General features: G+C 38.7%; 20 protein-coding genes and 1 tRNA gene. 8 read left to right on the top strand and 13 right to left on the bottom strand.

The features are described 5' to 3' along the window. Positions 1–51: 51 nt before the first annotated feature. Together HCU67_RS11190 and panB are read right to left on the bottom strand one after the other, a co-directional pair. Positions 52–747, bottom strand: a complete 696-nt coding sequence (locus tag HCU67_RS11190; RefSeq protein ID WP_428047162.1) for an RluA family pseudouridine synthase — start codon at positions 745–747, stop codon at positions 52–54. A gap of 9 nt (positions 748–756) precedes the next feature. Continuing rightward, complete coding sequence (gene panB, locus HCU67_RS11185) at positions 757–1,575, bottom strand: 3-methyl-2-oxobutanoate hydroxymethyltransferase (protein WP_168552704.1); 819 nt, start codon at positions 1,573–1,575, stop codon at positions 757–759. A 69-nt stretch (positions 1,576–1,644) separates the two neighbouring features. On the opposite strand from panB, the gene HCU67_RS11180 reads away from it, so the two are divergent. After that, positions 1,645–2,112: a nuclear transport factor 2 family protein gene (locus tag HCU67_RS11180; protein ID WP_168552703.1), complete on the top strand. Its 468-nt coding sequence runs from the start codon at positions 1,645–1,647 to the stop codon at positions 2,110–2,112. Between the two features lie 32 nt (positions 2,113–2,144). Beyond that, on the top strand, positions 2,145–2,888 hold the full coding sequence (locus tag HCU67_RS11175; protein ID WP_168552702.1) for an NIPSNAP family protein: 744 nt from the start codon (positions 2,145–2,147) through the stop codon (positions 2,886–2,888). A gap of 16 nt (positions 2,889–2,904) precedes the next feature. Here the strand turns inward: HCU67_RS11175 and msrB are convergent, their stop codons facing one another. The 5 genes from msrB to HCU67_RS11150 all read right to left on the bottom strand — a co-directional run bounded on the left by msrB (position 2,905) and on the right by HCU67_RS11150 (position 7,797). Continuing rightward, entirely contained in the window at positions 2,905–3,432 is a 528-nt protein-coding gene (msrB, locus tag HCU67_RS11170; RefSeq protein WP_168552701.1) for a peptide-methionine (R)-S-oxide reductase MsrB, read from the bottom strand. Between the two features lie 288 nt (positions 3,433–3,720). Continuing rightward, a complete protein-coding gene (locus HCU67_RS11165; RefSeq protein WP_168552700.1) occupies positions 3,721–4,242 on the bottom strand; it encodes a GNAT family N-acetyltransferase in 522 nt (173 codons plus the stop codon). After that, positions 4,235–5,389 carry an NAD-dependent epimerase/dehydratase family protein gene (locus tag HCU67_RS11160; RefSeq protein WP_168552699.1) on the bottom strand — a complete coding sequence of 385 codons (1,155 nt, stop codon included), beginning with the start codon at positions 5,387–5,389 and terminating at the stop codon, positions 4,235–4,237. Before HCU67_RS11160 ends, HCU67_RS11165 begins: the two co-directional genes overlap by 8 nt. A gap of 134 nt (positions 5,390–5,523) precedes the next feature. Beyond that, positions 5,524–6,294 carry a hypothetical protein gene (locus tag HCU67_RS11155; protein WP_168552698.1) on the bottom strand — a complete coding sequence of 257 codons (771 nt, stop codon included), beginning with the start codon at positions 6,292–6,294 and terminating at the stop codon, positions 5,524–5,526. Between the two features lie 78 nt (positions 6,295–6,372). Further along, a complete protein-coding gene (locus HCU67_RS11150) occupies positions 6,373–7,797 on the bottom strand; it encodes an L-serine ammonia-lyase (RefSeq protein ID WP_168552697.1) in 1,425 nt (474 codons plus the stop codon). A 224-nt stretch (positions 7,798–8,021) separates the two neighbouring features. Here HCU67_RS11150 and dnaK point away from each other — a divergent pair, with 224 nt between their 5' ends. Further along, positions 8,022–9,938, top strand: a complete 1,917-nt coding sequence (gene dnaK, locus HCU67_RS11145) for a molecular chaperone DnaK (RefSeq protein ID WP_168552696.1) — start codon at positions 8,022–8,024, stop codon at positions 9,936–9,938. 40 nt (positions 9,939–9,978) lie between these two features. On the opposite strand, the gene HCU67_RS11140 is transcribed toward dnaK, so the two are convergent. After that, positions 9,979–10,791, bottom strand: a complete 813-nt coding sequence (locus tag HCU67_RS11140; protein WP_210423691.1) for a DNA alkylation repair protein — start codon at positions 10,789–10,791, stop codon at positions 9,979–9,981. A 90-nt stretch (positions 10,792–10,881) separates the two neighbouring features. Between HCU67_RS11140 and HCU67_RS11135 the strand changes: the two genes are divergently transcribed. After that, positions 10,882–11,973, top strand: coding sequence for a DUF2652 domain-containing protein (locus HCU67_RS11135; protein WP_168552695.1), 1,092 nt, complete (start codon positions 10,882–10,884; stop codon positions 11,971–11,973). Between the two features lie 69 nt (positions 11,974–12,042). Continuing rightward, positions 12,043–12,327 (top strand): hypothetical protein, encoded by a 285-nt coding sequence (locus HCU67_RS11130; RefSeq protein WP_168552694.1) that lies wholly within the window; start codon positions 12,043–12,045, stop codon positions 12,325–12,327. 13 nt (positions 12,328–12,340) lie between these two features. Here the strand turns inward: HCU67_RS11130 and HCU67_RS11125 are convergent, their stop codons facing one another. Next, positions 12,341–13,081 carry an HAD family hydrolase gene (locus HCU67_RS11125; protein WP_168552693.1) on the bottom strand — a complete coding sequence of 247 codons (741 nt, stop codon included), beginning with the start codon at positions 13,079–13,081 and terminating at the stop codon, positions 12,341–12,343. An 84-nt stretch (positions 13,082–13,165) separates the two neighbouring features. On the opposite strand from HCU67_RS11125, the gene rpiA reads away from it, so the two are divergent. From rpiA to ggt, 3 genes are all read left to right on the top strand, one after another. Then, a complete protein-coding gene (gene rpiA / locus HCU67_RS11120; protein ID WP_168552692.1) occupies positions 13,166–13,849 on the top strand; it encodes a ribose-5-phosphate isomerase RpiA in 684 nt (227 codons plus the stop codon). A 42-nt stretch (positions 13,850–13,891) separates the two neighbouring features. Beyond that, a tRNA-Ser gene (locus HCU67_RS11115) sits at positions 13,892–13,976 on the top strand. Positions 13,977–14,334: 358 nt separating this feature from the next. Beyond that, the gene (ggt, locus tag HCU67_RS11110; protein WP_168552691.1) at positions 14,335–16,023 is read left to right on the top strand and encodes a gamma-glutamyltransferase; all 1,689 of its coding nucleotides are present in this window, start codon (positions 14,335–14,337) and stop codon (positions 16,021–16,023) included. Positions 16,024–16,208: 185 nt separating this feature from the next. Here the strand turns inward: ggt and HCU67_RS11105 are convergent, their stop codons facing one another. From HCU67_RS11105 to HCU67_RS11090, 4 genes are all read right to left on the bottom strand, one after another. Then, positions 16,209–17,888 (bottom strand): hypothetical protein, encoded by a 1,680-nt coding sequence (locus tag HCU67_RS11105; RefSeq protein ID WP_168552690.1) that lies wholly within the window; start codon positions 17,886–17,888, stop codon positions 16,209–16,211. A gap of 226 nt (positions 17,889–18,114) precedes the next feature. After that, positions 18,115–19,974, bottom strand: a complete 1,860-nt coding sequence (locus tag HCU67_RS11100; RefSeq protein WP_168552689.1) for a tetratricopeptide repeat protein — start codon at positions 19,972–19,974, stop codon at positions 18,115–18,117. A 5-nt stretch (positions 19,975–19,979) separates the two neighbouring features. Then, complete coding sequence (locus tag HCU67_RS11095) at positions 19,980–21,839, bottom strand: helix-turn-helix domain-containing protein (protein ID WP_168552688.1); 1,860 nt, start codon at positions 21,837–21,839, stop codon at positions 19,980–19,982. Between the two features lie 122 nt (positions 21,840–21,961). After that, positions 21,962–22,462: an outer membrane beta-barrel protein gene (locus tag HCU67_RS11090; RefSeq protein ID WP_210423690.1), complete on the bottom strand. Its 501-nt coding sequence runs from the start codon at positions 22,460–22,462 to the stop codon at positions 21,962–21,964. Between the last annotated feature and the right edge of the window lie 103 nt (positions 22,463–22,565).

The following is a 22,565-nucleotide window of genomic DNA, read 5'->3' as shown; positions in this document are numbered from 1 at the left end:
AAAAACGAAGAGTTATTGACAAACAGATTTTCATCAAATAAAAAATACAAATTAATCCACACATGTATCCCAAATAACATCATGGGGTGGGGGAGCTAAAAATTGTACTTGTTCTTTTTTTACGGGATGTTCAAAGGCCAGATATCTTGAGTGTAAATGAATACTACCATCTTTGTTACTTCTATCGGCACCATATTTTAAATCTCCTTTGATAATTGAATTGATTGCGGAAAGTTGGGCCCTGATTTGATGGTGTCGACCTGTTTTTAAATCAATTTCCAATAAGAAGTAGTGATCAAGCTTTTTCAGTATACGATAGCTTAAGATGGCCTTTTTGCTTTTAGGCACTTCATTTTTATGAGCGTATGATTTATTCTGTTTTGGATTTCTGACAAGCCAATGAACAAGTTCGTCCTTTTCTTTGGGAGGGGCATTTTTAACCACGGCCCAATACGTTTTTTTCGTTTTGCCTTCAGCAAACAATTTGTTGAGTCGGGGTAAAGCCTTGGAGGTTTTCGAGAAAACAACAATACCCGAGGTTGGTCGGTCCAATCGGTGAACAACACCCAAATAGACGTTTCTGGGTTTGTTGTATTTTATCCTTATGTATTCCTTGACTACATCGGCAAGAGGAATATCACCCGTCTTATCACCCTGAACAATATCACCAGCACGTTTATTGACAACAATCAGGTGATTGTCCTCATAGAGCACTTGCAAATTAGCGGGAGTGGAGTGTTGGTCCAATTCAGACAATTAGTAACTCTCGTTGGTATTCGGAAAATCTTTTGATTTTACATCGGCCACATATTGGCCAATGGCTTTTCCCATCTCATCGTATAAGTTCAAATAACGACGTAAGAAGCGTGGATTAAACTCATGTGTCATACCCAATAAATCATGAACGACCAAAACTTGACCGTCAACACCTCCGCCAGCTCCAATACCGATTACTGGTATAGAGACACTATCGGCAACTTCCTTGGCTAGATTTGCTGGAATCTTTTCCAAAACAATCCCGAAGCATCCTACTTTTTCTAAAAATTTGGCATCTTCTTTTAACTTTTCGGCTTCAGCTTCTTCTTTAGCTCGTACGGTATAGGTTCCAAATTTATAAATGGATTGCGGTGTAAGTCCCAAATGCCCCATAACCGGAATGCCTGCCTGTAAAATACGTTTTACAGAATCTTTTATTTCTACTCCTCCTTCAACCTTTATTGCATGGGCACCACTTTCTTTCATAATTCGAATTGCAGAACGAAGTGCTTCTTTAGAGTCACTTTGATAACTTCCAAAAGGAATATCAACAACAATAAGCGCCCGTTTTGCCGCTCTTACTACCGAACTTGCATGATAAATCATTTGATCAAGGGTAATGGGCAACGTTGTTTCATGACCGGCCATAACATTACTTGCAGAATCACCAACCAAAATCACATCTACGTTGGCAGAATCGACAATTTTGGCCATTGAAAAATCATAAGCAGTCAACATGGAGATTTTTTCCCCATTCTGTTTCATTTCAATTAGCGATTTGACTGTAACGCGCTTGTATTCCTTTTTTGCAATGGACATTCTTATCGGGTTTGACGCTAAAAATAAGCAGATTTGGTTAATTTGTAGACGAATCAAATAATGGAAATCATGAAAAACAAACTGTTGATTTTAAGCCTTGCACTATTTGCCAGCCAAATCAATCTTGCGCAGGATTCTGAAAAAGAATCTGTTAAAAAAGTAGTGGAAGGTTTTTTTGAAGCCTTCCACAAACAGGATTCCATGGCCATGAAAAGTTATATGGGAGAAAATGTAGTATTGCAAACAACGGGCAGAAATAAAGAGGGTAAAACCATGTATCGAAGTCAACCCATCGAAAAATTGTACGAATCTATTGTATCAATTCCCGATAGTATTTCTTTTGAGGAAAGGCTAACATCATGGAATGTACAAGTAGATCGAACAATGGCCAATGCTTGGGTGGGTTATGAGTTTTGGCTAAATGATAAATTTAGCCACTGCGGCATCAATTCGTTTCAGATGGTGAATTTTGATGGAGAATGGAAAATAATCTACCTTATCGATACTCGGGGGAAAGCGGATTGTAATGTAGAATAGAAATCTGTCTAACAAAAAATCAAACCAATAAAATGAAACTTCACAAAGTAATTGCGACACTTAGTTTTTTTGTAGCGTTGTCAATAAATGCACAAGATCAGGTTTACGAGCTGCGTACCTATGAAATCGGTTTTTTTAAAAATGCCGATGTACTGCTTAATTATTTCGAAGATGCTCTTATTCCCGCATTGAACCGACAAGGGGTTGAAGGTATAGGTGTTTTTGAAGAGACTAGCCAGGCTATGCCAAGGAAGATTTACCTCTTATTACCTTATCCAACCATATCGGCATATCAAAACTCAGTTGATGCTTTAGAAGCAGATGAAGCTTATCAAACTGCTGCGAATAGCTATTTGAAGGCAGCACCGAACACTATGCCATATGACCGTTTTAAATCTGACCTAATCAGTTCAACCAAAGGATTCCCATCCTTGCAGCCCCCTGCTGAAGGAAAGGATTTTTTAGAGCTCCGTATTTATAACAGTTATAATGAAGATGCATTGAGACGAAAGGTAAAAATGTTCCAAAGCGAATTTGCAATATTCAAAGACGCCGGATTGGGCATGGTCTTTTTTGGCTACAACATTGCAGGCGACAATATGCCGTGTTTAACCTATTTGCTTGCAGTTGAAGATATGGATGCCCACAATGAGGGATGGGCAAAATTTGTGCAACATCCCCAGTGGAAAGCTTTGCTTGCAGACCAACAATACGCCAACTCAATGAACGAAATTGTCAGGGTATTTTTAAAGCCTCTGGCTTTTTCACAACTTTAGACTAAACCCGGTAGTCTTATTTACCATAGTTGGCTTGCCATTCCTTTACAATTTCTGGTAATTCCGCTCCTTCTTCAACAAAAATTAATGATGCTGAATTCATGCAATATCGAAGGCCGGTTGGTGCTGGGCCATCATTGAATACGTGGCCGAGATGCGAGCCACTGCCGCTGTCAACTACCTCAGTGCGCACCATGCCATGACTTCGGTCTACAATTTCTTTTACTGCTTCTACGTCAATTGGTTGGTAAAAGCTTGGCCATCCGGTACCTGATTTAAATTTATGCTCAGAACTGAACAAGGGTTGACCGGTTGCGGCAGAGTAGTAGGTTCCTTTTTTCTTATTGTCCCAATAGGCACCAGAGAATGCGTATTCTGTTCCCTGCTTTCGCAAAATATAAAATTGCTCTTGGGACAGCTGCTGTTGCCACTCCGCTTCTGTCTTTTGAATAGGATAGCTATTTGTATCTTCTTTTTTGTTACCTGTTTGGCAAGAGGCATTGAAATACACCAAACTCAACATTAATAGTATCGATAACCTCATGGTTTTTCTTTTTCGTTTAAGTAATTAACAATCTTTTTTGTAAAAATATGGATAACCCTTATCAGAGAATTATAAAACTTTGTTATAAGTCGCGCTATGTTCAATCACCTAACAGGATAATCAACTTATGGTGTGGCCTTGCTTTTGGATAGCTTTTATTCTTTTCTAGTTAAATGACCAATATTTCGGTAAGGATAGGTAGTACAGCTTTGTTTTTTCCTTCGTTACATTTATACTCTTTCAAAGTAAACTATTGATTTTGGTAACCCTCATCTTGTTGGTCGAGTTTTAGTCTTTGAATTTTTTATTCATTACCAAATTCTCATAGGTATTGACTTCCATAGGAAAATCAACTCTTCCAAGCGTTTGATATCCCTGTCTTTTGTAAAAGGCGATGGCCCTTGAATTTTTGGTATAGACTTCAAGGTTGAGTTCTTTGGCTCCATGTTCAACCACTGAGCGTTCAACTTCTTTGAGCAAACCATATCCCACTCCCTTACCATAAAATCGTTCCAAAACATACAGTTTGCTCAATTCGGAAACTGGTTCTTTTCTAATTGGACATCTGCTGTTGTAAATAAACTCAGCAACCCCAATTGGATTACTGGTGTTGTAAGCAATTAACAATTGGTTCGGCCCTTTTTTAATAGTCTTCTCAATTGATTCGGGTGAAAATCTCGTGGTAATAAAATTTGCAAATTCGTACGTCACTCCATCCACTGCATACGTTTGAATGTAAACTGTTTTAAGCAGTACCGAGATTCGTAACGCATCTGAAAGATTGGCTTTTTCAAATGAAATACTATTCATTTTTCATTCGGTCTTTCCATTTCTGCAAAATATCCTTTTCCCTTTGCATCAAAGACTGCTCCCCAGATAATATATTATCCCTTCTTTCTTGAGTTACTGCATCTGAATACCACCACTCTTTGGTCGCCCCGACAGTTTCAGATAAAGACCTAAAAGAAAGACCTGCAGCGATAGCCTTACTGTTGTCACTTTTTGACATGCCTGCATATTGCGGTAGCTGAATTACCCAAGGTTGAATTCCAATCAGCCCATTTTCTTCTAAAAATTTGGCATCGTCAATTTGAATATAATTTACTGGAGAATTAAAGCACGCATGTATCCCATGAACAAAGGCATTTGTAGTCATTTCAAATCCAGGGCCGGATCCATTGTACACTCCCGCTGCTTTAGCTTCCAATAACCGTATCATCCATTCGGCCAAATCGCGTACATCGATATACTGGACAACTTCATCACTTTTACCAGGAATAATGATATCCCCACCCTTTTCCAAACGTGTTACCCAATAGGGGAAACGGTCTGTTCTATCCCCTGGACCAACAATTAAGGTAGGCCGAACAATAATTGAACGTTCCGCTCCAAAGACATCCATTGCAGCGATTTCTGAAGTGGCCTTCATTACCCCATATTCATAGGTTCGCTTTTCTTGTTCAGAGGCATCAGCAGGGATTTCGGTTACAACTTTCCGAGATTCAGAAAAGTCATTTCCTGTATAAGGATAGTATACACTTATGGAAGAAGTGTACATATAAAGCTCAACATTATCGACCAACAAATTGGCGGTATCTTCAGTCCACTTTCTTCTGCGCCCAGAATTGTCGATGACCACATCCCATTTTCTATTTTTTAGCGCCTCAAGGTCGTTTTCACGATCACCTATAAGTTTTTCAATTTTAGAAAACAGTTCTTCATGAATCTTTGGAACAGTTTTGCCACGGGTAAAAGTGGTGACTTCATGCCCTCGTTCTAAGGCATATGCTATTTGATGGGGCCCTAAAAAACTGGTGCCACCAAGAATGAGGATTTTAAGTTTTTCTTCTGCTTCTTCAGTTATGGCCTTTAAAGCACTAAATGGGTTAGTTGGTAACAATGGTGTGAGCCCAACTAGCATGCTATTCTTTAAGAATTTTCGTCTCGTTTTTTCCATATCCATTATTAATTTTATTGGTGTGTTTCTCGAGCATGTACAATGTACTAAAACCTGAATGGTTTCTGCTATTTATGGCTGCACAGAATTTACCAATAATTACTCTTGGAATATATAGTAAGCTTCTTCAATCATTATTCGCCGCGCCAATAGGTTATGAGGTCAATTTTTTTTAGTGGTTCCCATTCTCTGGTTATTTCAAACAAATCGAAAGCTTTATAAATTTCTTTGGTGGTAAATAGATAAAAATTAAAATAATCAGGTGAAGCCTGGCTTAAATCCAATTGAAATTTCTTACCGTAATTCCTTTCAATTTTATTCTCAAGATTTGAAATCAGTGTTTCAGCATTTTTAAAGTTTTGAAAGTCATCGAATTTAAATTCAAATTTTCCTTCAAATTCAATCCAAGTTTTGGGTTTATGGGCCAGATATTTGGAGTCTTGGTTAATTGAATCTAGATAAAGCAAGCCTTCTTTTCGATTTTCGAATTTCTTGTATGTCCTAATTATCGGTTTAGTTTTTCCTATGAGATAGGATAATAAACCTATATCAAAGTCAAACGAACCGATTTTGGTGACCAATTCCCTACATTCAATATTTAGCGAAAAGCTATCTAAAACCTCACCGTTTTTTACCAGATAAAAATTGTAATCATAACCACATTCATAAGCGGGTAAGTATTTATTAAATCTCCAGTTTTCTTTAATCCATTTTAAGGCCTCAAGGTCATCAATGTAGAATTGTTTCAAAGAGTCTACTATTGGAATTTTATTTACAGCAAAAGAATATGAACCTATAAATTGGTAATCTCCAGAGGCCAAGTCATAGTTTTCAAAAGGTGCATAAAACTGATCTTGGGCATGAATACTAAAGCAAAATAAAAGGAGAATAAGGGTAAGCTTCATTACCTAGCCATTTTTTTGAATTGTTAAATCAATTTTTCACATTACAATTTAACCAATCTTAACCTAATCCATCCTTTATCAACAATCACTCAAAAATACCCCAACGGCCAATCCACCCTCAGAAGTCTCTTTGTATTTGCTACTCATATCTTTAGCTGTTTCCCACATCGTATTGACCACTTTGTCCAATGGAACCTTTGCTTCAGTTGGGTCAGTATCCAAAGCCAATTCAGAAGCGTTGATGGCCTTAATCGCCCCCATACTATTCCGTTCAATGCAAGGAACCTGTACCAATCCACCTATGGGGTCACAAGTAAGGCCTAGATGATGTTCCATGGCAATTTCGGCAGCCATTAAGACTTGTTCGGGAGTTCCCCCCATTAATTCGGTCAGTCCTGCAGCGGCCATTGCCGAAGAAACGCCTATTTCTGCTTGACAACCGCCCATGGCAGCGGATATGGTGGCTCCTTTTTTAAAGATGCTCCCAATTTCACTGGCGGTCAACAGAAAGCGTTTGATATCATCAAAATCTCCATCATGGTTCTCTATGACCAAATAATACATCAATACCGCGGGGATGACTCCAGCACTGCCATTAGTGGGTGCTGTCACCACGCGACCAAGGGAAGCATTGACTTCATTAACGGCTAGGGCGAAACAACTAACCCATTTTAAAATCTGTCGAAATTTCACCTCGGTATCCCGAATGCTTTCCAACCATTCTTGAGGGTTGGAATAGGGGGTAGCGCCTTTTAATTTTTGATGCATTTCAAAAGCCCGTCTTTTTACATTGAGCCCTCCGGGAAGTTTACCCTGAGTATGACAGCCCGTGTACATACATTCCAACATTGCCGTCCAGGTGCTTTTAAGGCCTTCAGTGATTTCAGATTCGGAACGTAAGGCAAGTTCGTTTTCCCAGACAATTTCTGAGACAGTTTTGCCCTTTTCCCTGCAGAATTTTAAAAGTTCATCCCCAGTTTTGATAGGAAATGGAAATTGCTTGAACAGTTGCTTGTTTTCTTGTGCATTTTCCCGCTCCTCCTTGACAACAAATCCTCCGCCAATAGAGTAGAAGGTCTCAGATATGATAGCCCCATTATTCAATGTTGCATCAAAACGCAGTCCGTTCGCATGAAAGGGTAGAAATTTACGGTCGAAAACAATGTCGTTGGTAAAATCGAAGTCAATGGAATTCTCACCGTTTAAAGGCAACATGCCTTTATTTTTTATGCCCTCAATTATTTTGTCAATGTTGTCACAATCAATTGTGACAGGATCTTCCCCTGATAATCCCAATACTACGGCAATATCCGTTGCGTGCCCTTTTCCTGTGAGCGAAAGAGAACCAAATAAGTGAACTTGAACAGCGTTAACATCACTTAAAACCTCAGCTGTATTCAATTCTTCCAACCAGCGCTCAGCCGCTCTCCAAGGTCCTAAAGTGTGTGAACTTGAAGGGCCAACGCCTATTTTAAGCATGTCAAAGACACTAATGCATTCCATTGGTAGGATTTTGTTTCAAAGATAACCCGAATGAAAATTCCAAATGACAATATCCAAATCACAAAATTAAGTGTCAGAACCTCCCTCAAAATAGTTGGAATTTGAGATTTGAAGTTTGGGATTTTACCACTAACTGTCAGCTTGTCATATTTCTACCGATGGCACGGTCATTGACATTAGTGAAGGGATTTTGAATTAGAAATTGACAATCTTAAATACAGAACATGAGTAAAATTATAGGTATTGATTTGGGTACGACGAACTCCTGTGTTTCCGTGATGGAAGGAAACGAGCCAGTTGTAATTCCGAATGCCGAAGGTAAACGTACTACACCTTCTGTCATCGCTTTTGTTGAAGGTGGGGAAATTAAGGTTGGTGACCCTGCAAAAAGACAGGCGGTGACCAATCCACATAAAACAATATATTCCATTAAAAGATTTATGGGGAACAAATATTCCGAGTCGTCCAAAGAAGCGAATCGGGTTCCTTATAATGTTGTGAAGGGTGATAACGATACACCACGTGTTGACATTGATGGTCGTTTGTATACGCCACAAGAATTATCGGCCATGATTCTTCAAAAAATGAAGAAGACTGCCGAAGATTATCTTGGGCAAGATGTAAGTAGGGCCGTAATTACAGTACCTGCCTATTTTAACGATTCACAACGTCAGGCCACAAAAGAAGCTGGTGAAATTGCTGGCTTGACCGTTGAAAGAATCATCAATGAGCCAACTGCGGCTTCATTGGCATATGGTTTGGACAAAAAAGATGCAGATCAAAAAATAGTAGTTTTTGATTTCGGTGGGGGTACCCATGACGTTTCCATTTTGGAATTGGGTGATGGTGTTTTTGAAGTATTGGCAACTGATGGGGATACCCATTTGGGTGGTGATGATGTAGATCAAAAAATAATTGATTGGTTGGCCGAAGAGTTCAAATCTGATGAAGGTTTGGATTTACGTGAAGATGCTATGGCATTGCAACGTCTACGTGAAGCGGCTGAGAAAGCAAAAATTGAATTGTCTGCTTCTACCCAAACTGAGATTAACTTACCATACGTAACAGCTACGGCTTCAGGACCAAAGCACTTGGTTCGAACATTGAGCCGTTCGAAGTTTGAGCAGTTGATTTCCGATTTGGTAAAAAGGACTATTGAGCCTTGCGAGACTGCATTAAAGTCAGCAGGACTTTCAAAGAGTGATATCGATGAAATTATTTTGGTCGGTGGTTCTACGAGAATTCCAGCAGTTCAAGAAGCTGTTGAAAAATTCTTCGGAAAGAAACCTTCTAAAGGCGTAAATCCGGATGAGGTAGTAGCTGTTGGTGCTGCGATTCAAGGTGGTGTTTTGACGGGAGACGTAAAGGATGTTTTGTTGTTGGATGTTACCCCACTTTCATTGGGTATTGAAACCATGGGTAGTGTTAACACCAAATTAATCGAGGCTAATACCACAATCCCAACAAAGAAGTCACAGGTATTCTCAACAGCAGCAGACAATCAACCTTCGGTTGAGATTCATGTATTACAAGGTGAGCGTCCTATGGCTGCGGATAACAAAACTATCGGTAGATTCCATTTAGACGGTATTCCGCCTGCACCAAGGGGTACACCTCAAATTGAAGTGACCTTTGATATTGATGCCAATGGTATCATAAAGGTTTCCGCAACTGATAAGGCTACTGGTAAATCTCAAGACATTAGAATTGAGGCTTCTTCAGGATTAACCGACGAGGAAATCCAAAAGATGAAAGCTGAAGCTGAAGCCAATGCTGAAGCAGATAAGGCTGCTAAAGAAAAAGCGGACAAATTGAATGAAGCAGATGGCATGATTTTCCAAACGGAAAAGCAGTTGAACGAGTTTGGAGATAAACTTTCCGATGATAAGAAAAAGCCTATCGAAGATGCTTTGGAAGAGTTGAAGAAAGCTTACGAAACCAAGGATATCGCGGTTATTGAGCCAGCTTTGGAGAAGATAAACGAAGCTTGGAAAGTCGCCTCTGAAGAAATGTACAAGGCACAGGCCGATGCTGCACAAGCTGGTGGACCTGAAACTGCAGACAATGGAGGTTCAGCTGGAAGTGGCGGAGCCGCGGAAGGTGACAATGTTGAAGACGTTGACTTCGAAGAAGTGAAATAATTTCGACAACGAAAATTGTAAAAAAGCCCTGATTTGAACATCAGGGCTTTTCTGTTTTCTGAATGGTCCGTAGCGCCTTTTTAATGATGTAGGCCGTTTCTTTTGTTTGTGATTCCTTTTGCCAACGACTACAGACTTCAATTACCCATTCCGGTTTTGATTTACTGGCATCGTTTAACCAATTCCCAACCGAATCTCGGACATATTTGGAAGGGTCTGATTTCAACGGTTCAAGTAAGGGAAGTCCTTTCGCTGGATTTTCTTGAAAAGCTTCGATTTTCTTAACCCAAACGCCCACAGGTCTCATTGCTTCAGCTACAAAACGACGAATATTTTCATCTTTGGATGTTGTCCATTTTGATAATTCCGTTACGCATTCCTCCAACTGCTCGTTCATTCGATCCTTACTGGCAAAAATCACTACTTCGCGAACACCAAAGTGTTTGTCTGCAGCGTAGAATTTTGATATGTTCAACAAGGTGCCTATCTCGTCCTGCAAAAGACTTTCAGCCCAACAGGCCCAACACCGCACTACATCACTGGTATGAGACTTTAGATATTGGTAAAAGCCATCATCCGAAGTAAGCTGGGCAAAAGTCTCTCCTATAACCTTTGTATTGCTATTTGCTGTAGGCTTTTTTTGGGAGTTGATAGCCTCTTCGAAGCTGGGTAACCAGTTTACTTTTTCTGTCTCTTCCAAAACTACTTTTAATAGGGCTTGCTGGTCTATAGCTAACCATTCCATTAAATTGGCTGTTTCAATTTTGCCCTGGTTCAAATAATCCAGAACCTCTGGATTTATGTCCTTCAGGCTTCTGGCACCTTTTCTATTTTTAATGTGTTCAGGAATCATGCGACAAAACTAGTGGAATTATGTAAGTATTTGAGCTCCATTCCTACCAAGATAATAGCACAACCAAGTTACTAAAGAACCCATCCAATAATGTCAAAATCCCTATTGTTTATTCCAGATATTTCCGGCTTTACCAATTTTGTGCAAACCACTGAAGTTGAGCATAGTCAGCATGTGATTTCTGAATTGTTAGAGGTGTTGATTGCTGCAAATACACAACAACTTAAGTTAGCCGAAATAGAAGGTGATGCCCTATTCTTTTTTAAGGAAAATGAGATTCCTTCGCAAGAGAAGATTTTGGCTCAAGTAGAAACGATGTACACGGCTTTTTATAGTCACCTAAAGATGTTGGAAACCAACCGTATTTGCCCGTGTAATGCCTGTGCCACCGCACCTAAACTTCAATTGAAAATAATACTGCATTGCGGTGATTTACAGTTTTTAAATGTACAAGGGAATCGAAAACCCTTTGGTGAAAGTGTTATAGAGGCGCACCGACTTCTCAAGAATTCAATTGAAGGTGACAACTACATTTTGATAAGTGAGGCTTTGGCAAAAGAAATAAAGCTTACTGAACACTATGAAAGTGCACTTTTTCAGTTTGATAGGGGAAGCGATAAATATGATGGAAAAATAATTAACTACCTGCATGCGAACATAGATGTAACCTTGTTGAAACTAAGGGCTTTTGAACCACCGATAGTTTATCAACCTGACATGCCCCCGAATTTTACTAAGACAGTCATTATTGATAGAAGTGCTTATGAAGTTTATGAAATGCTCTCGAATTACCGTTATCGACATCTTTGGGTTGAGGGCGTTGACGAGTTCGTATTTGAAGAAGATGAAGTTACACGAGTGGGTACTGAACATACTTGTGTCATCAACGGGAAAAGTTTTGACTTCACCACAGTCGTCAAACCGGTAGCTATGGATCAATTAAATTATGGGGAATTGACCTTTGACCCACCACCGGTTGAACGTATGTACCAATTCTTTACGTTAAAACCATTGGGAGATGCAAAATGCGAACTCCATTTTGAGATTTACTGGAAGACGAAAACACCATTTCAAAAGATGCTCATGCTGATAGGAGCCAAAAAACAAATTATTGCTGCTTCATCGCATTCTGTTGAGAATTTGGTCAATCTTATGAATCAAGAGCAATTGGTTTTATCATGAACATGACATTCGTCATATTTTGAACGAGCTGGCTAAGGTAATTTTGATTTGAAATTCAAAACAAACAAAATGAAAGCTTTAGCAAATATTCAAAGAGACTTTACACAGAACATATCAGGGTATTCCTCATTGGGAATAGTTCTTTCCACTTGCCTTGGTTCAATCGCTATTTTTCAAGCCCTAACATTGGATAATAGACTCCTTTCGATGCTTTTGGTCTTGGCTTGTGTGGCTATATGTAGTATACATAATGCTTCAATATTAACAGTTCAGAAGCCCATTGTAATTTATCGTTTGCTGGTAACTAGTGTGGTATTTAATCTATTGGTGATTCTGGGGTTTATCATTTTTTGAATGATATTCAAAATCATTGGTCTTTCATTGATTGAATAAAGTTGAAAACTTGACCTGAAAGATTTTTCATGTTATCCACCAAAAACTCAGGTTGCACCAGATTACTTTCCAATACCGATTTTCTAGTGATGGAATTGGTAACGGCAAAAACAGGAATTTTGGCAGCTTTGGCTGCCTTTATTCCATTTACGGAATCTTCTAGCACCAAGCATTCATTCGACCTAAGCTGGAGTTTCTCTATCGCTTTTAAATAAATTTCGGGGTTAGGCTTGCCATTTTCGACATCGTCTTTGGTAAGAATTAAGTCAAATTTATCGTAGATACCTATTACCGATGTTACCTTTTTGGCCTCTAACAAATGTGACATCGTAGCCAGTACAACCTTACAATGTTTTTCTTCGGCAATTTTTCGAAAAAGGCCGAGGGTATCTTCACAGAAATGTTCAGATAACATATCCACATCTTCAAGTATTTCATGATATATTTCCAAACGTTTCTCAATAAGTTTTTGTTCAATTTCAAATAATGCTTCGGTCTCAAGTGAACTCTTAAATTCAATTTGAAACTCTTTAACTAAACCCTGCAACACTTTTTCTCTAGAAAGACCCACCAAGTCTCCAAAAACATCCAAAACATCTTCTTCAGATACCATTCTTTTAGTCAATAGGTGTGTAGCCTGGGCATATGACCTTGCCTTCAATTCTTCGGTTTGAATGAGTGTGCCATCCAAATCAAAAATCACTGCTTTTATCATATTTCAAAATTAAAGGAATGGATTTCCTCATTAGAATCTTCCGCATTAAATTAACGCGCTCAAACAATTAAATTCAAATTAATAATGTCATCCAACCCAAAAGACCGAGAAAAGGAAATTGCTGCACTTGAATCCCTCAAATACATTAAAGACGGTATGAAAGTGGGTCTGGGTACGGGCTCTACCGCTGCCCACATGGTGAAGGGTTTGGGAAGGTTGGTTGCAAATGGTTTACAAGTAGTTGGTGTGCCATCTTCAGATGCGACAGAAACCTTGGCAATAGAGGTGGGTATTCCTTTGACTACACTCGATAAGGCGAAAAGATTGGACGTTACTATTGACGGTGCGGATGAATTTGATGGCAATTTTCAGTTGATAAAAGGTGGTGGTGGGGCATTGTTAAGAGAGAAGATATTGGCCTATAATACGGATATCAATATCATCATTGCAGATGCTGCCAAACAAGTTGAACGCTTGGGTAAATTCAAATTGCCAGTAGAAACCATTCAGTTTGCAACGACAAGTATTTCGAAAATTCTTGAGGAAATGAGCTTGTCACCAATCTTAAGAATGAAAGCTGACCAACCCTACACTACAGATGAGGGTAACTTTATTCTCGACATTGATATCTTCGATGTAGATGATTTAACAACCCTAAACACTAAGCTTATTAGTATTCCAGGGGTTGTAGAAACCGGTCTTTTTTTAGACACAACAAGTATTGTTATCGTTGGGCAAGGTGAAACAACGAAAACATTGAAAAAGTAATTTTTCAAAATATAAAAAGGATGTATATTTGCACCCGCAAAAGGAGGAATGGCAGAGTGGTCGAATGCGGCAGTCTTGAAAACTGTTGAGGGTCACACCTCCGGGGGTTCGAATCCCTCTTCCTCCGCAATCAAGCGCTAGGCTTGAAATAAAAAAACCACAGAGTTTACTCTAGTGGTTTTTTTATTTAAAGACTTCAGCATTTGCATAATGCTGTATGAGGGATGCACGAAGTGAATCCCGAAAAGCCTTAGCGGTAATGAGCTTTAATGTTTGGTTTTGTTCTTAAGGTATCCACGAGAGAAACCGGTTAATCCTACTAGAATCTGATAAGGATTTTTTCTTCTTCTAAATTAACATTGAAAGTTGTTGGTTGTATAATTCCAGAAATTTTAAAATCAATGAATTCTTTTAGCAGATTTTATCATCTCTTTAAATCCCTATCTTCGATAGCTTCACAAAACCGCTCAAATAAAATCAAAGAAATGATGAATCGAACACTACGCTTTTTTCTAATTAATTCAATTCTACTTTTAAGTATACAGGGCACTGCCCAAACGTATGCCAAAAACGGAATGGTAGTTTCTTCAGACCGAACCTCGTCTGAAATTGGGGTGGAAATACTAAAAAAGGGAGGTAATGCTATTGATGCTGCTATAGCCACTGCATTTTCTTTGGCAGTTACACATCCCGCAGCAGGAAATATTGGCGGTGGTGGTTTTATTGTTTTCATGAACAGAGATGGAAAGGTCACCACATTGGATTTTCGAGAAAAAGCACCGCTCGCAGCTACTCCTGATATGTATCTTGATGACGACGGTAAAGTGATTGAAGATAGCAACCACAAAACGGCAAAAGCCATTGGGGTGCCAGGCACCGTAGCTGGACTTTATATGGCGCACCAAAAATATGGCAAGCTCAGCTGGAAAGAATTGGTACAACCTGCCATAGACCAAGCGGAAAAAGGTTTTCCATTTAATTGGTCCCTCTACCGAGCAGCAAACCGATTTCATGAGCAAGAAGATGGTACTGAGTTTATGAAGAACTATTTTCTTACTAAGAAGGGAACCATTCCAGAGCCAGGTGATTTATGGAAACAACCGCAACTCGCAGAGACTTTGAAATTAATTCGAGATAAAGGTCGGGATGGTTTTTACAAGGGTAGCACAGCCACGAAGATTGCTTCTTGGATGAAGGAAAATGGAGGATTGATCACTAAAAAGGATTTGAAAAAGTACGAGGCGATAGAACGCAAACCAATTCAAGGAAATTACAAGGGGTACGATATTTATTCCATGCCGCCACCAAGTTCTGGCGGTGTTGTTTTAGTTGAAATGATGAACCTCATGGAACTGGCCGATTTCAAAAAAGCAGAGTTCAACAGTGCAGCACATTTACACCTATTGATAGAAGCCATGCGCAGGGCATATGCGGACCGTGCCGAACATTTGGGCGATCCAGATTTTAATCCGGATATCCCGATTGAGAAATTGACCTCAAAAGCGTTTGCGCAAAAAAGGTTTGCAGGCATTGATATGTCAAGGGCCTCGGTTAGTGATTCAACTAAATACGGCCATCCCTATGATGGTGAAAGCACAACCCATCTATCAACGATGGATAAATTTGGTAACGCCGTATCCATGACCTATACCTTAGAGTACAGTTATGGGTCAAAATTGGGCTCCACAGAGCTGGGTTTTATTTTCAATAATGAAATGGGGGATTTTAATCCACAACCAGGAATCACAAATAGTAGGGGACAAATAGGGAGTCAGCCAAACCTAATCGCTCCCGAAAAACGAATGCTTTCAAGTATGACACCGACCATAGTTGGCAAAAACGGAAAACCATATCTGGTTATTGGTAGCCCTGGTGGGCGCACCATCATCAATACCGTTTTTCAGACCACCTTGAACGTATTGGAATTTGAAATGCGAATTGACAAGGCGATTGAAGCCTTGAAAATTCATCACCAATGGTTACCTGACCAAGTGGTCTACGAAAAGGACCTTTTATCACCCGATACTCGAAAAATACTTGAATCAATGGGGCATACCTTTCGTGAACGCTACAATATGGGAGCGTTGATGGGTATTACCTATGATTCTGACAAAAAATTAATGACCGGAGCCTCAGATGCCGCCCAACCTGATAGTGGTGCTTCTGGATATTGAATTCGAACAAGTTTGCCTATGGTTCGAAAAAAAGCTTCACTAAGGTGAAGCTTTTTTCATTCCTATTATGCTAAACAAAGAATTAATCTGCCTGAAATTTATAGTGATAACACAAGAATAAAAACCTTGAAGTCTAAAAACTAGATGACTTCTTTAAGCACATATTTTAAAGAAAACTGAATGTTTTAGTTTTGGCATGCATCTGGAATATCCCTCGTCACGATTTCCCTTGAGACCAAATGACTAATTACTGAGGTACCTCTAAGTGTTATGTCGATAAAATCAATACCCACCTCATTTACTACTCCTGAGAATCCATTAAAATTGAATTGCGACATTATTTCCAATCCACTTAATTTACTTCCATCTTGATAATTTCCACGAATCTCATATTTCTGAACGTAGGGTATTCGAATGTTCTCATACTTTTGATAAATATCAGCAGCAGTTGTTCCTCTGCCCGGCGGAACGGTAATCGTTCGTTCTGAAGCGAGTTTAATGCTTTCTGAAGTGGTCGTTTCGTTGGTTTCTGTCCTGGTTTCAGTTGTGGTATGCCCAACACTTAAACCAGCTGTTACCGATGCAGTTACCGAATTTGAAGCACCAAAAAATTGTGTATTGACACTGGTTTCAATTGTTGACGAGATTGTTGTTGATAAACTGGCTTCAACCGATGTAGCAACTTGAATGGATTCAGACCAAGAGTAGGTATCCGTTCGGGTCAATGACTCGGTTACCCCGACAACATCTGTTAAGGGCCCACTACCACAATTTTTGAGTGCTGTATTGTAAGCTGCAATTGTTTGTGATGGTGGAAGTATTGGCGCCAAAAAACTCGTTTTTCGTGATTGGATACTCCAGTCGATTTCAAAGTTCAAGATTCTAAAATGGGATGGGTTTTCTACTACTTGAGAAGTAATGGATGCTAAACTTGCTGAGGCGATCAACGGAATATTAGTGGTTTCTGGTGCGATAACGAATTTTCCGGTATCCACTTTTTCTATTTTAAATTGATAATTGGCGCGACTAGCAGCATCTGGAGTATTCCCGTTATTGTTCGAGTAATTGGCCTCTGATTGTACATTTAAACGATTGTTGCCATCCATATATAAATAATGCTTTTTAGCCCCATTTGGATTGTAGATGTTGAAAATGTTGTTTTCAGCATCTACCGTTTCAAATCTAAATCTAGTGAATGGGATTGTCTCTTGCGTATCGTTTACATAATCTAAATCCTCACTTGACCTAACTTTAACTTCTGTCGCAAAATTTGTGGTTGAAGTGCGTAAAGTGGCAGAAGGAGCACCAAATACCGCGGTTAAATCGGCATTTAATATTTGTAAATAGTAGTCCACTTCAGGATTCAAGACTATGGGGTTAATATCAGCTTTGGTAGAATCATCTACTTCAATTTCTTCAGGGCTCGACATCAAAGAATACCTGGTGCTGGTATAAACTGCGAGAACTTCTCCAAGTTCATTTTCTACGGTTATTTTAAGGGCAACGCCATCCTCCAAGCCGTTTTTCTCAGATTCCGATAGGTCTTTATTTTCGAATGAAAAGGTGGCCAGAAAGGTGTTTTGGTCTATTTCTACTTCATAGTCACCGGCCTTATCTCCTTCCAAAATGGAAATAATGGCTTTGGTAGGTGCATATCCCTTTTGTTTTAAACTCCGTACACTTATTCCTAAACCCAATTGGCCTTCGTCTCTTTCGTATTCATCGGTATCAACATTTGATTGTGTTTCTTCCAATTGCCCCTCAGGATCAATAGGTTCAGAAGTTTCATCTTTACTGCAGGCCATTGCAATAAGTAACACTAACCAAATTGAATACCTGTTAATTAATTTTAAATCTACTTTCATCACGAATTGTTTTGTGGATTAAACTTGATAGTTGTTCTGTGTGACCTGCCCGGTATCGGTCTGCAGCCCTTATCCGAGCAAGACCACAAAACTGGTTGTCAACTTAATGACATCACAAACCTAAATCGCTGATATTGAGAGTTAAAATAATAGAGGTGGACAACTGGTGGACACTCATATAATAATTATGGGACAAGGAGTGGACAGTGTTTCCGTCCGCCGAATTTTAAAGGCTTAATACGAGGTCTTGCAAAGAATCCTCAGATGTAATATCGAGTTTTTTTCGAAGACGATATCGAGCTTTTTTGATCCCTTCTTGTGATATATTTAAAATGTTGGCTATCTCTTTTGAGGAAAGATTCATTTTTAAGAGTGCCAAAAGGCGTAATTCATTGGAGGTTAATTGAGGGTATTTTGACTTAACATTGCTATTGAAATCTTTATGCACTTCCTCAAAGTATCGAGCAAAATTTTCCCAGTTGTTATCGTCCTGTAAATCAAAATTAATGGTTCGGATCAATTGTATATAACCATTTTTTGAACCGTCTTCATCTATTAGTTCGGCTGCCTTTTGTTTTAAACCTGCCAATACTTCATTCTTTTTGGCCAAGTGTAGGGCATGTGTTGTCAATTCCTTCTTTTTAAAAGCCAATTGGGCATTTATTTTTTCTTTTTCCAGCTTGCTACGCTTTAGTCTTTGATGTATTCCATAAAATCCAAATAGCGACATTATCAACAAGCCACCTAATACTATTTTTTGCAGGGTGCTGATTTCTTCCTTTTGTTCCAAAACCCTAATCTCATTTTCCTGCAAAGCGATTTGTTGTTCTTTCTCCTTCGTTTCGAATTCAGTGGTCAATCGTTGTATTTCCTTACTCTTTGAAATATTATAGACGGAGTCGTTGATACCCTTATGCAACTTTAGGTCTTCTAAAGCTTTTTGATAGTCTTTAAGCAATCCATAAGATTCGTAACGTTGGTAATATGCGAGTGAAAGATCATCTAAATTACCAGTCGAATCTGAAATTTTAATCGCCTCATCGGCTAACGTAATTGCCCTTTGGGGTTCACTTAATTTATTATAAGCATTAGTTAAGCCGTTCAAGCCCCAAACGAGATAAACAGGATTTTTTGTAACGGTCCTTGAGTGGGTAATTGATTGTTTTAGAAAATCAACTCCTTTATTCAATTCATTTTGTTCCACATATAATTTTCCGATGTTAAAATTTGTAATTGAAATAAGGTCGTTAGCTTCAATTCGTTCAGATATTTTCAGACTTTTCTTGAGGGAGGTCAATGATTCCTCATAGCGTTTTTGAAAGAAAAAGGAATTGCCAAGGTTGTTTAACAAATTAGCCTCGGCACGCATAAACTTTCCTTCTTTAGCAATTTTTAGAGCTTTTTCGGCGTACAGGTCCGCATTTTCATCATCGATTATGTAGTGGTATAAATTTGAGATAGTAGTGTAGCAATCCAATAATAATTGCTTGTCATCTAAATTTTTGGCAATTTTCAGGGCATCAAAAGCACTTTTAAAACCTTTGTCATATTCGGTCAAATGACGATAAGTACTCGCTTTAAGGTCGAGATATCTCGCTATTAAAAATGAATCCTTTTTGATATTGGTATGATAGTCTATTTTTTCATTGACTTCATTTAAAACCTGTTGATGATTGCCCTTTTGGGAGGCAACTTTTAGTAGGTGAAAGCTCACCATATCTTTGGATTTATGGTCCTTTAATGCCTCAAATTTTCTTGAAGCTAGTTTCAAGTAATATTCAGCGGAATCATTTTTACGTAACAATTTGAAGTACTTTCCCTGCTGTAATAATGAAACTGCAATTCCTTTTTCAAAACCAAGTTTTTCGGCCAAAAGGAAACCATCTTTTGCAAATACCAGACCTTTGGTTGGGTTAAGCTTGTAATATTCCTCAAAAATGGCCGCAGCCGTTTTTACTTTGGAAGTGTCATCAATCTGCGAACCATAGGTTTCAATTAGAATATCCAACTGCTCATTGGTTTGTCCAATAAGTTTGGTAAAAGAAATAAGCAGAAATATTAAAATATAGCGAACAATGGTTTTCATGGTGCTCAAAGGGTTATAACCAACTCTTGTAAGGAGTCGTCCGTCTCTATTTTTAGTTTTTTACGTAGTCGATATCTGGCTTTTTTGATTCCTTCCTTTGAAATATTCAAAATGTTGGCAATTTCCTTCGAAGAGAGTTCCATTTTTAATAAGGCCAACAGGCGAAGCTCATTTGAGGTCACCTGTGGATATTTAGCCTTTACATTTCTATTAAAATCCTTATGTACGGCTTCAAAATATCGTGCAAAATTCTCCCAGTTGTTATCATCCTGTAAGTCAAAATTGATGGTTCGAATCAATTGTTGGTAGCCATTCTTGGTATCGTCAGTTACTTTTAATTCTTCCGCTTTTTGTTTTAGACTTTCCAAGACTTCGTTTTTCTTGGCTAAATGCAAAGCATTGGTTGTCAATTCCTTCTTTTTAAAGGCGAGTTCAGCATTTATTTTTTCTTTTTCTTGCCTGTTGCGCTTTAATCGTTGCCACAACGCATAAAAAATTATCATTGAAAACACTAAGGCAACTACCAGTAATATCCGTTGTAAGCTTCCGATGGAGGCTTGTTGTTCTAGAACGGTAATCTCCTTTTTTTGCAATACTATCTGTTGTTCTTTTTCTCTTGTTTCGAACTCCTTTTTTAAATGCTCAATTTCCTTTGATCTTTCGATATTGTAAACACTATCATTTATAGTCTTATAGCGTTCAAAATCTTTGATTGCTTTATCATAGAAACCCATAGCCTCATAAGCTTGAGAACGATCACGATAAGACTGGTAAAGATCATCTTTGTTTCCTATGGAATCCGCCAAAATAATGGCTCTATCCAGATATGGCAATGCCTTTTCTGGCGTACGTAGCTCTTCCGTGTAGACGTCTCCCAATCGTTTTAGTGCCCAAGATTCAGATAGTGCATGCTGCGAAACATACCTTGAATGATTTACAGAGCGTTTCAAAAAAGTTATTCCTTTCTGTATTGCTCCCAAACGAATATGGGTCTTACCAATATTAAAAAGGGTAATGCCAATCAATCCTTGATTACCAACCTCTTCGGAAAAACTTAAGCTTTCTTCTAAATACCTTAAGGCCAGTTTATATTCTTCAATAACATAGTAGGAGTTCCCAATATCGTTAAGTGCATGCCCTATTTTTCTTCTATTATTTTGTTTCCTGTAGTATTCGAGATTTTCCTCTTTTATGGCTATCGCTTTCGCTTTATCATTGGTGTAGTGATAAAGGTTGCCCAAAATACCCTTAACTTTTACTATCTCAGCGGGTAGTTTGAGCTGCTCTGCAATTGACAAAGCTTTTAGTGCTGATTCGAATCCCTCGGCATAATTGGTCTGCCGCGTATATACTTTGGCCTGAATATTATAAAGCCTTAAGAGAATCAGCGAATCTGGCTTTGGTTTGGAATAAACTGACAGTTTTTCATTAATACGTGCTAATGCCCTATTATAATTGGGTTTCACATAATCCAACTGTATCAAATCAATGAATACTAATCCTTGATGGTGTGGGTCATCAAGTTCTTTGTAAATAACAAGGCTCTTTTCAAAATACTCATTGGCAGCATCCAGTTCACGGGCAATGAGCAAGCTTTTTCCCATTCGGTGGTTAGATTTGGCAATTCCTGATTTGTAACCTATTCGTTGTGAGATTTCCAAGGCCTTTTGAGCATAGAAATCAGCCCTTTTAGGATTACTTTCTAGATAGGCTTCATACAATGTATGAGCCGTTTGCACTTTTAGGGAATCCTCGACTTGTGCAGCATAGCTGGTTAGTAAACTATCCAATTTTTGACTTTGCTGTGCAATTGTACCCGTGAATACCAAAAGAACTAATGCAGTGACTACGTGAAGGGCTCTCATGGTGGGATTGGTTTATCTATTAAAAATAGAAAATCTATTCAACCATTTGACAACGAAATAATTAAAAACAATAATCCCCACCTAGGTGGGGATTATTACTAATTAAGTTTGGTTTATTTGAATTAGTCAATTCCGAATTCCACGCCTAGCGATATAATATCCCAAGACCCCCCATCTACAGAGACGCCCCGAAAAGCTGCAACAATATCAATTGTCTCGCTAACAGCGTATTGTGCTCTTGGAGAATAATAAAACCCACCATCGTTGCCGTCATCAATGCCTAAGGCATAGCCAAGGTCAAGACCAATTGTAAATTCTTCCGAAGCATGGAAACGACCAGCTGCACCTATTGGTAAAAATTGTATGTCTTCAACTGAGACAGAACCAAAACCAGTATCGAATTCATCTCCAAACGAATGCGAATAACCCAAGGTAGGCCCAGCTTCAAATTGATCGTTTATCTCAAAAAGATATCCTAAATCAATGGCAATGGCGAATGTTGCAAAGTCACCCGCATCTCCAATAGGAAGTCCAGCGGAAAGACCTGCTTTAAAACTTCCTTGAGCTTGCAACCCAGCAATACCCAATACCAGTGTTAAACAAAGAATACTAAATTTTTTCATTGTAAAGGTTTTTTGATTATTCATTAAAAGTAAACATATTTTACGAATATGATTTTTTATAACAATATATTTTACGAATAATTAAATTTCAATGTTTAAGTGA

It is taken from the genome of Croceivirga thetidis (genome assembly GCF_012272815.1).
Lineage (GTDB): Bacteria > Bacteroidota > Bacteroidia > Flavobacteriales > Flavobacteriaceae > Croceivirga > Croceivirga thetidis.
This window is presented reverse-complemented; position numbering and strand designations above follow the sequence as displayed.

Excerpts from the sequence above, each read along its gene's own strand:
- HCU67_RS11090 (WP_210423690.1), bottom strand. The coding sequence starts at position 22,462 with ATGAAAAAATTTAGTATTCTTTGTTTAACACTGGTATTGGGTATTGCT.
- HCU67_RS11155 (WP_168552698.1), bottom strand. The coding sequence starts at position 6,294 with ATGAAGCTTACCCTTATTCTCCTTTTATTTTGCTTTAGTATTCATGCC.
- panB (WP_168552704.1), bottom strand. The coding sequence starts at position 1,575 with ATGTCCATTGCAAAAAAGGAATACAAGCGCGTTACAGTCAAATCGCTA.
- HCU67_RS11180 (WP_168552703.1), top strand. The coding sequence starts at position 1,645 with ATGAAAAACAAACTGTTGATTTTAAGCCTTGCACTATTTGCCAGCCAA.
- HCU67_RS11125 (WP_168552693.1), bottom strand. The coding sequence starts at position 13,081 with ATGATAAAAGCAGTGATTTTTGATTTGGATGGCACACTCATTCAAACC.
- HCU67_RS11135 (WP_168552695.1), top strand. The coding sequence starts at position 10,882 with ATGTCAAAATCCCTATTGTTTATTCCAGATATTTCCGGCTTTACCAAT.
- dnaK (WP_168552696.1), top strand. The coding sequence starts at position 8,022 with ATGAGTAAAATTATAGGTATTGATTTGGGTACGACGAACTCCTGTGTT.
- rpiA (WP_168552692.1), top strand. The coding sequence starts at position 13,166 with ATGTCATCCAACCCAAAAGACCGAGAAAAGGAAATTGCTGCACTTGAA.
- HCU67_RS11160 (WP_168552699.1), bottom strand. The coding sequence starts at position 5,389 with ATGGAAAAAACGAGACGAAAATTCTTAAAGAATAGCATGCTAGTTGGG.
- HCU67_RS11105 (WP_168552690.1), bottom strand. The coding sequence starts at position 17,888 with ATGAAAGTAGATTTAAAATTAATTAACAGGTATTCAATTTGGTTAGTG.
- HCU67_RS11150 (WP_168552697.1), bottom strand. The coding sequence starts at position 7,797 with ATGGAATGCATTAGTGTCTTTGACATGCTTAAAATAGGCGTTGGCCCT.
- HCU67_RS11130 (WP_168552694.1), top strand. The coding sequence starts at position 12,043 with ATGAAAGCTTTAGCAAATATTCAAAGAGACTTTACACAGAACATATCA.
- HCU67_RS11100 (WP_168552689.1), bottom strand. The coding sequence starts at position 19,974 with ATGAAAACCATTGTTCGCTATATTTTAATATTTCTGCTTATTTCTTTT.
- ggt (WP_168552691.1), top strand. The coding sequence starts at position 14,335 with ATGATGAATCGAACACTACGCTTTTTTCTAATTAATTCAATTCTACTT.
- HCU67_RS11140 (WP_210423691.1), bottom strand. The coding sequence starts at position 10,791 with ATGATTCCTGAACACATTAAAAATAGAAAAGGTGCCAGAAGCCTGAAG.
- HCU67_RS11175 (WP_168552702.1), top strand. The coding sequence starts at position 2,145 with ATGAAACTTCACAAAGTAATTGCGACACTTAGTTTTTTTGTAGCGTTG.
- HCU67_RS11095 (WP_168552688.1), bottom strand. The coding sequence starts at position 21,839 with ATGAGAGCCCTTCACGTAGTCACTGCATTAGTTCTTTTGGTATTCACG.
- HCU67_RS11165 (WP_168552700.1), bottom strand. The coding sequence starts at position 4,242 with ATGAATAGTATTTCATTTGAAAAAGCCAATCTTTCAGATGCGTTACGA.
- msrB (WP_168552701.1), bottom strand. The coding sequence starts at position 3,432 with ATGAGGTTATCGATACTATTAATGTTGAGTTTGGTGTATTTCAATGCC.